At 64.4% G+C, this 14,275-nt stretch carries 10 protein-coding genes and 1 tRNA gene; 4 read left to right on the top strand and 7 right to left on the bottom strand.

From position 1 onward, the window contains the following. Positions 1 to 41: 41 nt before the first annotated feature. From QX126_RS17515 to QX126_RS17500, 4 genes are all read right to left on the bottom strand, one after another. Entirely contained in the window at positions 42 to 1,577 is a 1,536-nt protein-coding gene (locus QX126_RS17515) for a B12-binding domain-containing radical SAM protein (protein WP_315782543.1), read from the bottom strand. Between the two features lie 135 nt (positions 1,578 to 1,712). Then, entirely contained in the window at positions 1,713 to 2,930 is a 1,218-nt protein-coding gene (locus QX126_RS17510) for a radical SAM protein (RefSeq protein WP_315717191.1), read from the bottom strand. 76 nt (positions 2,931 to 3,006) lie between these two features. Then, positions 3,007 to 4,212: a pyridoxal phosphate-dependent aminotransferase family protein gene (locus QX126_RS17505; protein ID WP_315776280.1), complete on the bottom strand. Its 1,206-nt coding sequence runs from the start codon at positions 4,210 to 4,212 to the stop codon at positions 3,007 to 3,009. Positions 4,213 to 4,256: 44 nt separating this feature from the next. Further along, positions 4,257 to 5,510 (bottom strand): LptF/LptG family permease, encoded by a 1,254-nt coding sequence (locus QX126_RS17500; protein ID WP_315782541.1) that lies wholly within the window; start codon positions 5,508 to 5,510, stop codon positions 4,257 to 4,259. Between the two features lie 353 nt (positions 5,511 to 5,863). Between QX126_RS17500 and QX126_RS17495 the strand changes: the two genes are divergently transcribed. Beyond that, positions 5,864 to 7,006: a glycosyltransferase gene (locus QX126_RS17495; protein WP_315776278.1), complete on the top strand. Its 1,143-nt coding sequence runs from the start codon at positions 5,864 to 5,866 to the stop codon at positions 7,004 to 7,006. After that, positions 7,003 to 8,136, top strand: a complete 1,134-nt coding sequence (locus tag QX126_RS17490; protein ID WP_315782539.1) for a glycosyltransferase — start codon at positions 7,003 to 7,005, stop codon at positions 8,134 to 8,136. Before QX126_RS17495 ends, QX126_RS17490 begins: the two co-directional genes overlap by 4 nt. Here the strand turns inward: QX126_RS17490 and QX126_RS17485 are convergent. Then, positions 8,081 to 9,163 carry a glycosyltransferase family protein gene (locus tag QX126_RS17485; RefSeq protein ID WP_315782537.1) on the bottom strand — a complete coding sequence of 361 codons (1,083 nt, stop codon included), beginning with the start codon at positions 9,161 to 9,163 and terminating at the stop codon, positions 8,081 to 8,083. The genes QX126_RS17490 and QX126_RS17485 overlap by 56 nt on opposite strands. A gap of 172 nt (positions 9,164 to 9,335) precedes the next feature. Here QX126_RS17485 and QX126_RS17480 point away from each other — a divergent pair, with 172 nt between their 5' ends. After that, positions 9,336 to 10,337, top strand: a complete 1,002-nt coding sequence (locus tag QX126_RS17480) for a UDP-glucuronic acid decarboxylase family protein (RefSeq protein ID WP_315741074.1) — start codon at positions 9,336 to 9,338, stop codon at positions 10,335 to 10,337. Positions 10,338 to 10,580: 243 nt separating this feature from the next. On the opposite strand, the gene QX126_RS17475 is transcribed toward QX126_RS17480, so the two are convergent. Continuing rightward, positions 10,581 to 10,655: transfer RNA gene (locus tag QX126_RS17475), tRNA-Gln, on the bottom strand. Between the two features lie 288 nt (positions 10,656 to 10,943). Here QX126_RS17475 and QX126_RS17470 point away from each other — a divergent pair. After that, positions 10,944 to 12,722 (top strand): acyl-CoA dehydrogenase, encoded by a 1,779-nt coding sequence (locus QX126_RS17470; RefSeq protein ID WP_315782535.1) that lies wholly within the window; start codon positions 10,944 to 10,946, stop codon positions 12,720 to 12,722. 999 nt (positions 12,723 to 13,721) lie between these two features. Here QX126_RS17470 and QX126_RS17465 read toward each other — a convergent pair. Beyond that, complete coding sequence (locus tag QX126_RS17465) at positions 13,722 to 14,126, bottom strand: nuclear transport factor 2 family protein (RefSeq protein ID WP_315740864.1); 405 nt, start codon at positions 14,124 to 14,126, stop codon at positions 13,722 to 13,724. Positions 14,127 to 14,275 lie beyond the last annotated feature (149 nt).

The following is a 14,275-nucleotide window of genomic DNA, read 5'->3' as shown; positions in this document are numbered from 1 at the left end:
GACTAGACCACCTGACTAGACCGCCTGACAAGACCGCCTGATCAGAGGCCCGATCGGACCGCCGCCTGACCGATCGCCGCCGGCGGTTCATGCCGCCGCGCAAGGCCGGCATCGATTGATCCGATCTGCCGGTTCAGGCTTGCGATCACCTCTTTGGAGAACGGCCCAACATGGAGGTAGAGTAGAAATAGCGAGACCACCTGTTTGAGCGCCCTCGGATTGCGGATTGCGCATTCGGCGATGGTCGCAAGGAATCCGCTCAGGAGGTCCGGCCGCCGCGCGGCCACGAACCAGAGCAGGCGCACGACCGTCGCCGCATCGTTCAAAACCACCCGCCAGGGCACCGAGGCATTGATGCGAGCCGGGACCAGCAGGCGGGCGACCGCCCGGATCCGGCCGAAGAAGGCCGCAGGCCGATTGACCCGTTCCAATATCGAGCGGTAGTCGCCCAACACGTCGCGCCGCGCCCGGGCGGTTCGGAAATTGAGGCCCTCGGTGCATTGATCGCCGCCATCGGCGCTGCTGACGAAGCTGAAATCGACCTCAGGGTTCAGCCGCCCCTCGCGTTCGAGTCGTCGCGAGAGCTGGGTCTGCGGCAGCGCGGTCAGCAGGCCGACCATACAGATCGGCAGCCCGGCCGTTTCGATGCAGGAGACCATCTCGTCGGCGATCCGCTCGTGTTCGTTGTCGAATCCAACCACGAAACCTGCGGTCACGAACATTCCGGCACGGTAGATCTTGTGGACGCAGTCGGCGAGATTGCGCCGCATATTCTGCTTCTTCTGGGTGGACAGCAGTGCGTCCTCGTTGGGGCTTTCGATCCCAATGAAGACCGCCCCGAAATTCGCGTCGCGCATCAAGTGCAGGAGGACGTCGTCGTCGGCGAGGTTGATCGAGGCCTGCGTGCTGAACGTGAAGGGATAGCCGTGCGCCTTTTGCCAGGCGCATAGATGCGGCAGAAACTGCTTCACCGCCTTCTTGTTGCCGATCAGATTGTCGTCGACGAAATCGACATGGCCGCGATAACCGAGCCGGTAGAGATTCTCCAGCTCGCCGAGCAACTGTTCAACGGTCTTGGCGCGCGGCACCCGTCCGTAGAGCTCGATGATGTCGCAGAACTCGCAGATGAACGGACAGCCCCGCGAAAACTGGACGGACAAAGCCAGATAATGGTCGAGCTTGAGAAGGTCGAAACGCGGGAGCGGACTCTTGGTCACATCGACGGTGAATTTCTCCGCCTCGAACAGCCCGCGGCGCTCGCCCGCATCCCAGGACTCTATGAAGGCGGCCATCGTCGCTTCGACCTCACCCGGCATGCGAAAGTCCGCATGACTGTAGGCATCCGGACTGGAGGTGATGTCCGGCCCGCCGACGACAACCGGTTTGCCGCGGGATTGACCGAGTTCGATCAGGCGCAGCGTGTCGGCCCGCTGCGGGATCATGCCGCCGGTCATGACCATGTCGGCCCAGGCGAGATCGCATTCGCCGACCTCCTCCGCATTGCGATCGATGAGGCGGACCGACCATTCCTTCGGCAGCATCGCCGCGACGGTGATCAGGCCGAGCGGCGGCTCCATGCGCCGCTTGCCGGCGATCCGGCACGTCGTCGTCAGGCTCCAGAACGACGTCAGATCGAAGCGAGGATAAACGAGGAGGACGTTGCATCGTGTCGCTGCCATGAACTCCCTCCAGATCCTGCCGACCGCAGCCGCTTAGTATCCCATCAGACCGCAACAGCGGGCGCAGACCGGCATGAGCCCGTCGCGACCGATGCTCGCCCGGAACTTCCTGTACGGCTCGGAATTCCATAATTCGGTGATCGTCGACGTCTTGACGTTGCCGACGACGTAGTCGTGGTAGTCGCGGCACGGCGAGACATCGCCGTTGCTGTTGATCTCGACCGCCTGGAAGATCGCCGCACATTCGTCATAGCCGAAGTGCTCCTGGTGATCGGTGTAATACGTCGTCAGCTTGTCAGAGCCGGAGATCGGCGGAATCAACGCGACCGCAGGCGATGACCAGCCGGACGATCGTTCCATCACCGCCCGTAGCTGATCGTCCAGCGCCTCCGTGCTGCTGGGCTTCCAGTTTCCGACCCAGCCGTGATGGCGGGTCGGATAGAAGCCGAAGCGGCGAAAGAAATCCTTCTCGTGCGCCTCCGCGTTACCTTGGTCGATCCACCATGACAGATAGAAGACAAACAGATCGACCTTGTCCCGAAAGGCATCGTAGATGTCGACCAGATGCTTGCAGTTGGCCTGCGAGATCACGGTCAGGGCGGCGATGAAGGGCAGCCCGCGGCCGTGCTTCGCTCGCGCCTCGGCAACCGCATCCAGCCCGCGGCAAAGCTCGTGGAAATTGTCGCCGCCGCCCCCCGCGGCCGGTCGCAGCGCATTGTGCAGGTCAGCGCGATGGCCGTCGACCGACACCTGCAACAGGAAGAGCGGCGCCTTGGCCAGCCGTTCGGCGGAGGCAGCCACCCGCGTACCGTTGGTCGCGATGCTCACCGGCAGCCCGAGTTCGGTAGCGCCCTCGATCAGGTCGAGGATGCCGTCATAGAGCATCGGCTCGCCGCCCCAGAAGTAGACCAGCGGGCCATGACCATGGTCGACGAGGTCGTGCAGCAATTCGAGATAGCGACCGGTCGGGATCTCGCGCTCCTTCAGATGCCGAAGGCTGGAGTTGAGCAGATAGCCATTGTCGCCCCACTGGCCGCAGGTATGGCAGCGCAGATTGCAGCGGTCGGTCAGACGGAAGCTCGCTTGGCGAATCCTACCGGCCTCGCCTTCCGCACGACTGATCCGGAACTTGCTGAAAATCCGCTTGTCAGCCTCCATCTGGATCAGCTTGGTTGCGATCCATGGATGCGGAAGGACTCGTCGCGCGTAGCGCGCCGCAGTTAGTATCCCCAGGCTGCTCGTCTTTGCCATGACTTCCCGACCGTCGTCGTCCCATCAAGCCCGATCCGAAGCCGCGACGCCGTGCGGCGCCAGCATCATCTTCCAATCAAGCCAGCTTCACCAACTTCGACACCTCGGCTACGGCGTCGACCGCCGCCCGGATCTGATCCGGCGTGTGGGCAGCGGAGACGCTGAAGCGCAACACCACGTCTCCGTCGGGTGTCGCCGGCGGCACCAGCAAATTGACGTAGATGCCGCGATCGAGCAGTGCCTTCCAGAATTCATAGCCGGCGGCCAGCCCCGGCATCCGGATGCTCCCCACGGGGCCGGGGTCCGCGCATGGCCGGATGCCGATCCCGGCGAGGCCGTCATGCATGGCTCGCGCGTTGCGCCAGAGGTCGTCCCGCAATTTCGGCTCCCCTCCGATGAGGTGAAGCGCCCGCCGCGCCGCCGCCACGATCGGAGGTGGGAGCGATGCGGTGTAGAGATACGGCCTGCTCATGAAGCGCAGCGCGCGCAACGCACTCGAATCGCTCACGGCGTAGCCACCGATTCCGCCAAGGCTCTTGCTGAAGGTGCCGACGATCACATCGACATTGGCTTCGACGCCGAGGTGTTCGGCGATGCCGCGGCCGTAGCGCCCATAGATGCCGAGCGAATGGGCCTCGTCGACGATGACCACCGCTCCATGGCGCCGCGCGACGGTCGTCAGCCCCTTGAGCTCGCCAAGGTCGCCTCGAACGCTGTAGAGCCCCTCGCAGATCACCAACGTCTGCGGTCCAGGGACGTTGCTGCGCGCAAATCGGCTGTCGAGATCGCTGCGGTCATTGTGAGCGAAGCTCTCCACCTGGGCGCCACTCAACCGACAGGCATCGAAGATGCTGGCGTGGCAATGGGCATCGACAAAAATCATGTCGCCCTTGCGGGCGAGCGCCGAAGTCACGCCCAGATTGGCCATGAATCCCGTGCTGAAAATCACCGCGTCGCGCCGACCATAGAGGGTCGCGATGTCCTCCTCGAGCATCACGTGGAGACGGTGATTGCCTGCAGCGACCCGCGAAGCCGTGGAGCCCGTCCCGTAGTGTCGCGCAGCCTCGACCGAGGCCTCGATGCACGCCGGATTGAAGTTGAGCCCAAGATAGCTGTTGGTACCGAACATCAACGTTCGGCGGCCTGCGACCATAGCGGTGACGGTGTCCACGACATCATCGACGACGATGCTCAGCGGGTTGGTTCGCGAATCGGCCAGCCTCTCCAGCGAGCTGCCGAGGCGATCTGCACGCGCCAATATCCCGTTTCCGCCGTTGTCCATAAGCCGATCCGTCCAAGTAATCGATGAGTCGCCCGAACTACCCGTCAAGGACACGGCGGCGCGATCGCGTTCGGCAATTGATCGTGCGGTCCATTGGCAAAAACGGCGGCGCCCCCGTCCCACAAAGCTAGTCCGGCGTGCAGCGCCGGCACGCCGGTCATTCCGAGCCGCATCGAAACGGCGGGCGTGGCGGACGGTGCGGCCATCGCCCCGCCGCGGCGCCTGAGGGCGAGGATGAGTGCCAGCGCCAACTCGGCCAGAAAGAGCCCGCCGACCGCCCATGTCGTCCGCAAGTCCACCAGCGTCTGCTCGATGGTGAGCACCATGAAGAAATGCAGCGCCCCGATCGCGGCGCAGACGAGCAAGGCACGCGGACCTCGGCGGTCGCCGAAGCTGCGCCAGACGGGAAGCAGTTCGAGGCCGAGCCAGGTGTGGAGGAGCGCGAGAAGCGGGATTCCCAGGCGGTTGAGAGCCTCATGAATCCATTCGCGCGCCGTCCCCGGGTCGGCCATGGCCTTGGAGCGGCCATCGAGGAAGTCCTGCAGGGGCACTTCGTCGATGATCGTATAGTCACGCTTGACGCCTCCGAAGCCATATTCGTTCAGTGGTACGAATATACGAGCATAGGCGACGCTCCTGACCTCCGACTGTCCGTTCCGCAAGCTCTGAACGGTCCCGTCGAGCAGCACTAAGCCGCTTTCTTCCCCCTGCCTTTCGAACACCGCGTAACGAGCTTTGAAGACCCGCTCCTCGCCGTCGGACATCTCCTGCCGGATGAAGACATCGGCAAGCTCGTTGCCCTTGATGTAGTTCCTGAAATAGAAGACCTGACGACCATGATCGAACTGATTGAAAACGCCGACCTTGAGCAACGCCGGATTTACCCCGCGCCGCAGCGAGAACAGCACGTCGTGGAGATGCCCTGAGGTTAGCGGAACGACCCAACAGGTCAGCAAATAGCCGAGCGCCACCGCGGCGAACGCGACGGCAAAACCCGGCAACCGCGCAGCGAAGGTCGAGCGACCGCTCGAATAGATCACGATCAGGATCCCATCTGCTGCAAACCTGCCGTAGGACCAGACGATCGCGATCGCAACCAACGCCGGGAGAACATGGAAGAGGATCATCGGCCCAGTGCTGGCGAGCGCGGGCCACACCAAGCTGGTATAGAGCGCCTCTTCGCCCAGATGGCTGATCAGAGAGATCAGAATCACCGGCGCGACGACAGCCGCAACGGCGACGGCCGAAGCAAGCAAAATCTGCCGTGTCAGATATCTGTCAATGACCCCAACTAGCACGCTTCGCCCCTGGCAGCAGTTCCACTCCGGGGGGACGGTCCTTCCTAGGAATCGTTCCCACCACGGCCCCCAAAGCCGTATTGCCGGCGACTGTCTCTTACCGCCGACACTAGACATACGAAAATTATACTATCTTGGCGAGCATGTCATGAAAACGCCGCCGGCCGTCCACATTTCGCGCCGCTCTTGCGGGCAGCGGCCGAATACGGTCAATGGTTCGCGGCAATGACGTCTTTGGACAATTTTCCACGTCCACAGCCATCCGACCCCGCCGTGTGGACGCCCCGACCAACCGCCGACGGAACCGACCGACGCGGTACTGTCGTCACGAAGCGTAGGCTCACTGAGCAGCAATGCAGAAGCTCATCAATCTCGCGATTTTCATCGACGATCTTGGTGTCGGCGGGACCCAGAACTGGCTGACTCTCCTGGTGCCGGCGCTGGCCGCGCGCGGTTTCGCAGTGCGCGTCTACGGCATGCGTGCAATCGCACATCCCGAAATCCTCGAACGTCTGGCGCCTTACGCCGAAGTTCAAATCATCGGCGAAGGCCGTCTGTGGGCAGGACCCGGATTGCTGCGCCTGGCGCAGGAGCTCCGGACCTGGCCGGCACAGGTCGTGCAGACGGCACTGCCGACCTCCGACATGATCGGCCGCTTGCTGGCATGGCTGACGGGGGTACCGGCGGTCTTTTCTACCATCCGTGGCCGGAACGTCGACAAACCAAGCTGGCAGAGGTGGCTCGATCGCCGCACCGCACACTTGGCCAGGGCGGTCGTCTTCAATGACCGCGAGGCGGTGCCGTTTGCGATCCGCCACGAGGGTATACGCGCAGGCCAGGTCGTCTACATTCCCAATGGCGTTTCGATCACGACGGCGCGCCGGCCACCCGGCGACGTGCGCAGGGAACTACAGACGTCCGCGGAAGCGACCGTGCTCGCGACCGTCGCCCGCCTCCATCCGTCCAAGGGACAACAATATCTGTTGCGCGCCTTCCGTCTCGTTCGCGAACGCTACCCCGGCGCGGTTCTGTGGCTCGTCGGCGACGGTGAGTGTCGAGCAGCCTTGGAGCGCGAAGCTGACGAGCTCGGGATAACGACGTTCGTCCGCTTCGCGGGCACCCGGCGCGACGTGCGCGACATCCTCGATGCCGTCGATCTCTTCGCGCTTCCCTCTTTGTGGGAAGGCATGCCCAATGCACTGATGGAGGCCATGGCCGCGAGCCGGCCGGTGGTCGCTTCCGATGTCGACGCCATCCGCGAACTGGTGATCCACGGCAAGACCGGCTGGATGGTCAGACCGGGCGACGCCGACGCTCTTGCACGTTGCATGATGGATATCCTGGCGGATCCCGCCCGGGCAGCCGACATCGGCCAGGCAGGCTTGCGGCACGTTCGCGAGCATTTCTCACTGGATGGCATGGCGGATGCCTACGCGACATTGTATCGCGACGGCCTGAAGGACGCGGCACTGCGCGTGGGAGCCCCGTTGCGATGAAGATCGTTCATATCCTCGACAATCTCGACCGCGGCGGAGCTCAAACCATGCTGCGCAGCGTGGTGGCCGGCCTCACGGCGCGCGGCCACATCCAGCACATCATTTGCCTCAACGAGATATTCAACGAAGAGGTCGTCGCTGCCATGCGCGCCGCCGGAGCCAGCGTCGAGATCATCGGGCGGCCGCGCCTGTACGGCCTGATCGGCCTTTGGCACCTCGCCGCGGAATTGCGGCGGCGCCGGCCGGATCTCGTCCACACCGAACTCCCGTGGGGCGATTTGATCGGACGTACCGCCGCCCGCGTCGCCGGCATCGCCCCGATTGTCTCGACTGTGACCGCCCGCTACGCGGACAAGCCGCAGCTGCAATTGTGGTTCGATCGCAAGACCGCGGCCTGGGCCGACCGCGTGGCCTTCCAGAGCGCCGAAATCGTTCCCTTCTCGCTCGCGCATGAAGGTGTCCGGCGCGACCAGGTTCAGGTCATTCCGAACGGGGTCGATGCGGACGACCGTGACCGTTCCGTTGCAGCATCCGCCCTGCGCCGAGACCATGGCGGCGGCGCCACCACCATCCTCGGCATGGTCGCACGGTTGCACCCACAGAAGGCCCACCCCGATCTCCTCGAGGCGTTCGCAAAGCTGGCGTGTTCGGACGTTCGCCTCTGGCTGGTCGGCGACGGACCCGATCGCGCGCAACTCATGGAGCAGGCGCGCGCGCTCGGCATCGCCGATCACGTGGTCTTCGCCGGCGACCGCGGCAACGTTCGCGACTGGATCGCCGCGATGGATATCTTCGTTCATCCGACTTATTTCGAGGGTCTGCCGCTCGCGGTCCTCGAGGCCATGGCCATGGGCAAACCGGTGATTACCTCGCCGGTCGATGGGCTTCGCAGCCTGATCACCTCCGGCGTCGACGGCTGGCTGGTGCCGCCCGGCAATCCCGACGCGCTCGCCGAGGTCATCGGCCACGTCATAGCCCATCCCGAGGAACGGGCCCGCGTTGCCGCGACGGGCGCGATCCGCGCGCTGTCGCAATACGGCTCGGATCGCGTGGTCGAAGCCTACGAAACGCTGTTCAAGTCCGTGCTCGAGGCCCGGAGCGCGGGGAGCGGCGCCAACGGCCGTCGATGAACGCGTCGATCGCAGCAAAGGCCGCATCGTTGCCGCAGAAATCTCCGTGACCGATCCGGGCGCGATAGCTCTCCAGCCGCACCTCGAATTCGTGCAGGATCCGCGACGAGAAAGTCGCCAGATCGGCACGCATGCCGTAACCGAGCCGCTCCAGATAGTGCGCGTTGAGAAACTGCTCGAAGGCGCCACGGACCGGAATCGACAACACCGGCTTGCCGAGATGCAGCGCCTCGGAGATGAGCGTATGGCCACCGCCGCAGACGACGAAGGCGCAGGACGCCAGATCATCGAGAAACGATTGCTCGTCGAATGCCTTGAAGTCGACGCGCCCCAGGCTGCAGCGCTCGCCCAGGCCGTAGACGCGGACAGGCCGGCCAAGCGTGGCGAGATGCTCGACGAAGGCCGGGAACGTCGGATAGCCCTGATAGGCGACGACGCGGTCACCCGTCGTCGGCCGGCGCGCAACGACGTCGCGCCGCAGCAGCGGCGGCAGTTGCCGAAGCCAGGGGCTCGCCGCCCGCGCGGGAACGTCGAAGAAATTGCAAACGAGGTACTGGTCGGCCGAACTGAACAGAAGCCGGACCGCCGCAGCCGTCGCTAACCGGCTCGACATCTGGCCCAGAGGGCATGCGATCCGTCCCATGGTGATGACATGCTGGTTGTCGAGCGACAGGCAGGCCACACCCATCCTGCGCGCCACCCGCGGCACGAAGAACTCGTAGTCGGTCATGGCAAAGTCCGGGACGAAGGCCTCGGCCGCCTGCTCGACCCGGCGGCGCCAATGTGCGCCATTGCTGAGTGTCGCGGCGGTACGCAGCAGCGCCGCCGGAGCATCGACCCGATGCGAGCCCACGGGCGTAACCGGATTGGGACACTCGAATACCCGGAATTGGCCCCCGAGCAGGCGCGCCGCTTCTCCATGACAGACGAATAGGAAGTCGTGCTGGGAATAATGCTGAGCCAGGGTCAAGGCGCGGATCGCGTGCCCCCGGCCGGTCCCATGCACGCCATAGAGAATGCGCGCCATGAATTCAGACCGACGCGCCCGCAGGCGGGTGAAGCGGCGGCCAGCGCCGCGAAAGACAATTCACCATCGGCCGGTTCATTCCTTGTGCCGACAGTCCGCGGGACCGTCGCCTTGCCCTTCGACTCATCTTATGGTTGTTATTGGTTGCTGAACATTCTAACGAGCAAGGATCGTGTCGAGAAGAGCGTCCAGGCGCATCAGCGAGAACAGTTTGGTTACGGGCGGCGCCGGCTTCATCGGTTCGCATCTGTGCGAGCGACTGATTTCCGACGGCCATCAGGTCGTCTGCGTCGACAATTTCTTCACCGGCACACGCCGCAATATCGAGCCCCTTCTCGACGATAGGAATTTCGAGCTGCTTCGGCACGACGTGACGTTTCCTCTCTATGTCGAGGTCGACAGCATCTACAACCTCGCCTGCCCCGCCTCGCCGGTCCATTACCAGCACGATCCCGTGCAGACGACCAAGACCAGCGTTCACGGCGCCATCAACATGCTAGGGCTGGCGAAACGGCTCAAGGCCATGATCCTTCAGGCCTCGACCTCGGAAGTCTACGGCGACCCGGAGAAGCATCCACAGACGGAGGATTATTGGGGCAACGTCAATCCGATCGGTCCGCGGTCCTGTTATGATGAAGGTAAGCGCTGCGCCGAGACGCTGTTCTTCGATTATTGGCGCCAGCACCGCTTACAGATCAAGGTGGCCAGAATCTTCAATACCTACGGGCCTCGCATGCACCCCCACGACGGGCGCGTCGTCTCGAACTTCATCGTCCAGGCGCTGCTCGGCAAGCCGATCACCCTGTATGGCAACGGATCGCAGACGCGATCGTTCTGCTATGTCGACGACATGGTCGATGCGCTCGTCCGCCTCGCCGCGACACCCGACGATGTGACCGGGCCGGTCAATCTCGGCAACCCCGCCGAGATCTCGATCCAGGAACTCGCCAGGACCATCATCGACTTGTGCAATTCGCGGTCTGCCATCGTATGCGGGAAGCGACCGGTGGATGATCCATGTCGGCGACGGCCCGACATTGCGTGCGCCGAAGCTGTCCTGTCGTGGCAGCCGAGGATTGGCCTTACCGAAGGCCTGACCAGGACCATCGCCTATTTCGACCGGCTCCTGTCCGAGGATGCTGTCCGCCGATCCCTGCTGGACGACCCGGATTGAGGTGACGGGCCTCGGTGTGGATCGGTCGACGGAATCTCGCTCGCCAGCGTCTGATGCCTGCGCGAGAAGTGGCAAGACGGGCTGGGCGGAGCGCAGACTCTCGCTCGGCTCCAAGTAAATTGGCTGCCAGAAACAAGCGGGCATCAAGAGAGTGCAGGGCAATCTTTTCGCAGCAACCGCCTTCGGAGGGCCAGACTCCTGGGACGCCTGAGAGTTTCAGAACAACAAAATCGCGAAGAAATCTGGCTGGGGCGGGAGGGATCGAACCTCCGAATGGCGGAATCAAAATCCGCTGCCTTACCGCTTGGCTACGCCCCATCAGGCCCGGCGGATCGGCGTGGCGCGCGGGCGCCATGCGATTCCGGGTCGGCGCCCGTGGTCTACAGAGCGCGCCCGCCCATTTCAACCGCGCCGCCGCAGGAATTTTGCAGGCCCCTCCGGTGATCCGCCGCCCAGGCCAATTCGTCAATGCCGGCAAGCCCTTATCCTGCTCGTTGGAAGCCGCCGCGGCGCCCGGCCGCAGCGCCACGCGAAAAAGTTGAGACCCGGCCGGTTTCATGGGATGACGGCGGCCAAACCGGCCACATCGAGCCCCGAGGACACGCCATGACCTATCGCGCCCCGCTCAACGACATGCTGCTCGCCCTCAACCACGGCGCCGGGCTGAAGGCGGCGGTCGAGGCCGGCCATTACGGCGATTTCGACCCCGACATCACCGCGGCCGTGCTCGAGGAAGCCGGCAAATTCGCGAGCGACGTGCTCGCCCCGCTCAACCACATCGGCGACAGGAACGGCGTCAAGCTCGCCGATAAGAAGGTCACCACCGCGCCCGGCTGGCCGGACGCCTACAAGCGCTGGACCGAGGCCGGCTGGAACGCGGTGTCCGGTCCCGAGGCGCATGGCGGCCAGGGCCTGCCGCTCGCCATCAACGCCGCCTGCACCGAGATCTGGAGCGCGGCCAACGTCGCCTTCGGCCTGTGCCCGCTGCTGACCTTGTCGGCCATCGAGGCGCTCGACGCCCACGGCAGCAAGGAGCTGAAGGACATCTATCTCGGCAAGCTGATCTCCGGCGAATGGACCGGAACGATGCAGCTCACCGAGCCGCAGGCCGGCTCCGACGTCGGCGCCTTGCGCACCCGCGCCGAGCGCGCCGCGGATGGCACCTACCGCATCACCGGCAGCAAGATCTTCATCACCTATGGCGACCACGACATGACCGACAACATCGTGCATTTCGTGCTCGCGCGGCTGCCGGACGCGCCGGCCGGCACCAAGGGCATCTCTCTCTTCCTGATCCCGAAATTCCTCGTCAACGCCGATGGCTCGCTCGGCGCCCGCAACGACATCTATGCCTCCGGCATCGAGCACAAGCTCGGCATGCACGCCTCGCCGACCTGCACCATGACGATGGGCGATCACGGCGGCGCCATCGGCTATCTCATTGGCGAAGAAAACGCCGGCATGCGCTGCATGTTCACGATGATGAACCAGGCGCGGCTCGGCGTCGGCCTCGAAGGTGTCGGCGTCGCCGATCGCGCCTATCAGCAGGCGCTGGCCTACGCGCAGGAGCGCAAACAGGGCCGCGCCGTGGGAGCTAAGGGCACCGGCTCGGACGCGATCATCGCCCATCCCGACGTCAAGCGCATGCTGATGCAGATGCGCGTCCTCACCGCCGCGTCTCGCTCGATCTGCTACGCGACCGCCGTCGCACTCGACGTGTCCGTGCGCGCCAAGGATCCGGCGGTGCGCACTGAAACCGCCGCGCGCGGCGCGCTGCTGACGCCGATCGCAAAGGCGTTCTCCACCGACATCGGCAACGAGGTCGCCTATCTCGGCGTGCAGATCCATGGCGGCATGGGCTTCATCGAGGAGACCGGCGCCGCGCAGCACTATCGCGACGCGCGCATCACCGCGATCTACGAGGGCACCAATGGCATCCAGGCGATCGACCTCGTCACCCGCAAGCTGGGTGCGAACGGCGGCGCCTCGGTGTTCAAGCTGCTCGACGAGCTCACCGAGATCGTCCGCCGCGTCGAGGCCTCGAACGATCCGGCCTTCGGCACCACTGGCGCCAAGCTGCGCGAGGCGCTCGGCGCGCTCGACCGCTCCAGCCGCTGGCTGCTGGACAAGCTCGGCACCGCGCCGAACGATGCGCTCGCCGGCGCCACGCCTTACCTGCGCCTGTTCGGCTCGGCGCTCGGCGGCTGCATGCTGGCCAACGAGGCGCTGGCCGCGCGCAGCGAGAGCGAGACCGAGGGGGCGCGTCACGTCGCGCTCGCCCGGTTCTTCGCCGAGACCTTCGCGGTGCAGGCCCCGTCCCTGGAAAAGACCGTCACCGACGGCGCCGACGCCGTGCTCGCGGCGGAGGCCGTGCTGGTGGCGTGAGCGGCGAGCGTCGCGACCCAGACCAGCGAGTTCAGCCTCCCGCACCAAAGCTCGCTGCCGGGCTCCCACCCTCCCCTGGAGGGTCGCCTCGCGGGGCGCGCAGCGACGCGTGAGGCGGGGTGGGGTGATCTGTCCGCGGATGCTTGTGCCAACGGAGAGATCACCCCATCCCGATCCCGCGCTACGCACGCGATCGACCCTCCCCCTCCAGGGGAGGGTGTCCCGAGTTCGCCGCTTCATTGATCCACATCTCAAACATCTATCCGAACAGCCTGTCGCGATGAGATGAGCATCCGCGTCCTCGCGACGCATTCCGCGCCCGAGCTATGCTCTCGAAACCCGCCCTCACCGAGTGGAGGGCGCAGGGAAGGCCGGGCGCTGGCCGCGCCCGTGGCCCGCCTGCAGAAAAAAAGCAGGCGGCAGTCACCACAGGTCTGGCCGAGAACACCCGGCCTTCCCCGCGCGATGGTTTTAACGGGCTATAGCGCGCTCTTCCTGGTGCACCGGGCTTTCTGGCCACCATGTCGCGACAATGCGCTTCTCGCGCATTGCGCTGGATACTAGCATCGGAGTATCGGAACCACGCGCCTTCACCGTCCGCAGGCTAACGTTCGTCCGTGCCAACAGCACTGCGCCGCCCGCGTCCACCGCATCCCGCTGCCAACGTCCGTGACGACCGCGAACCGTCCCCTACCGTGCAACGGGATGCGCGAACCATAATGCTGATTTGGGCAAGCCGCAAAGCGATTTATGTTTTTCAGAACGACTTGACAGGGGTTGGCCCGACCGAGCTGATTTGGCCGACGGGTCGGAAGCGCGCTTCCCTGCGCTCCGGCAAACCCGAAGGAACCAGGTCGATTGCCGATAAAGTTCAAGCCCTGCCCCAGTCAGCCATTCACTTCCGGGACAATGTCCATTTCCGGGACAATGATCCGACGCCGCACCACGCAGGTCGCAGTGCGAGCCGCTCTGGTGGTCGCCACGTAGCGCTCAACCGGCTTACGACGCCATCGTCTGGATGAGCGCCGTGTCGGCGAACTCTATTAGTTCGACGATCTTCCCATCCTGAATTCTGAAGAGGTCGAGTATCTCGGTTTCCCGCGTCATATTCGTCGGACAGCTTCGCACGGTGAGGCGGGAACGCACGGCCACGCGATCGTTGTCCACCAGTTCGGTCAGGATATTTCGCTGCGCGAACTCGAACGTATCGATGAGCTTGGCCAAGCCCTCCTTGACTTGGGGGTGACCACACATACACCCCAACATTTTGGTGGCGTTCCGGTCGCCAGCCAGTGTGAACACCACGTCCGGATGACACTCTGCCATCAGGTCGTCCAACGCCCCCGTGTCGCGCGCCTTGTATGCGCGCCTGACCTGCTCGAGGAGTACTTCGCGATTTTCCATCGGCACCTCCCAAAGTTCAGCACGAAGACCTTAGCTGCTCATTGATCTACTTGCAATTGAGTCAATCGAAAACTTCGCCTTCAACTGTGCTCACTTACCTCGGAGAGATGGAGCGAGCATGGGCCAGCTAGCCGAAGGCGTAGCCCGCC

This window comes from Bradyrhizobium sp. SZCCHNPS1003, from assembly GCF_032381555.1.
In the GTDB taxonomy this organism is placed as follows: domain Bacteria; phylum Pseudomonadota; class Alphaproteobacteria; order Rhizobiales; family Xanthobacteraceae; genus Bradyrhizobium.
Note: the sequence above shows the minus strand (reverse complement) of the source record. Positions and strands in the feature narration are given on the sequence as shown.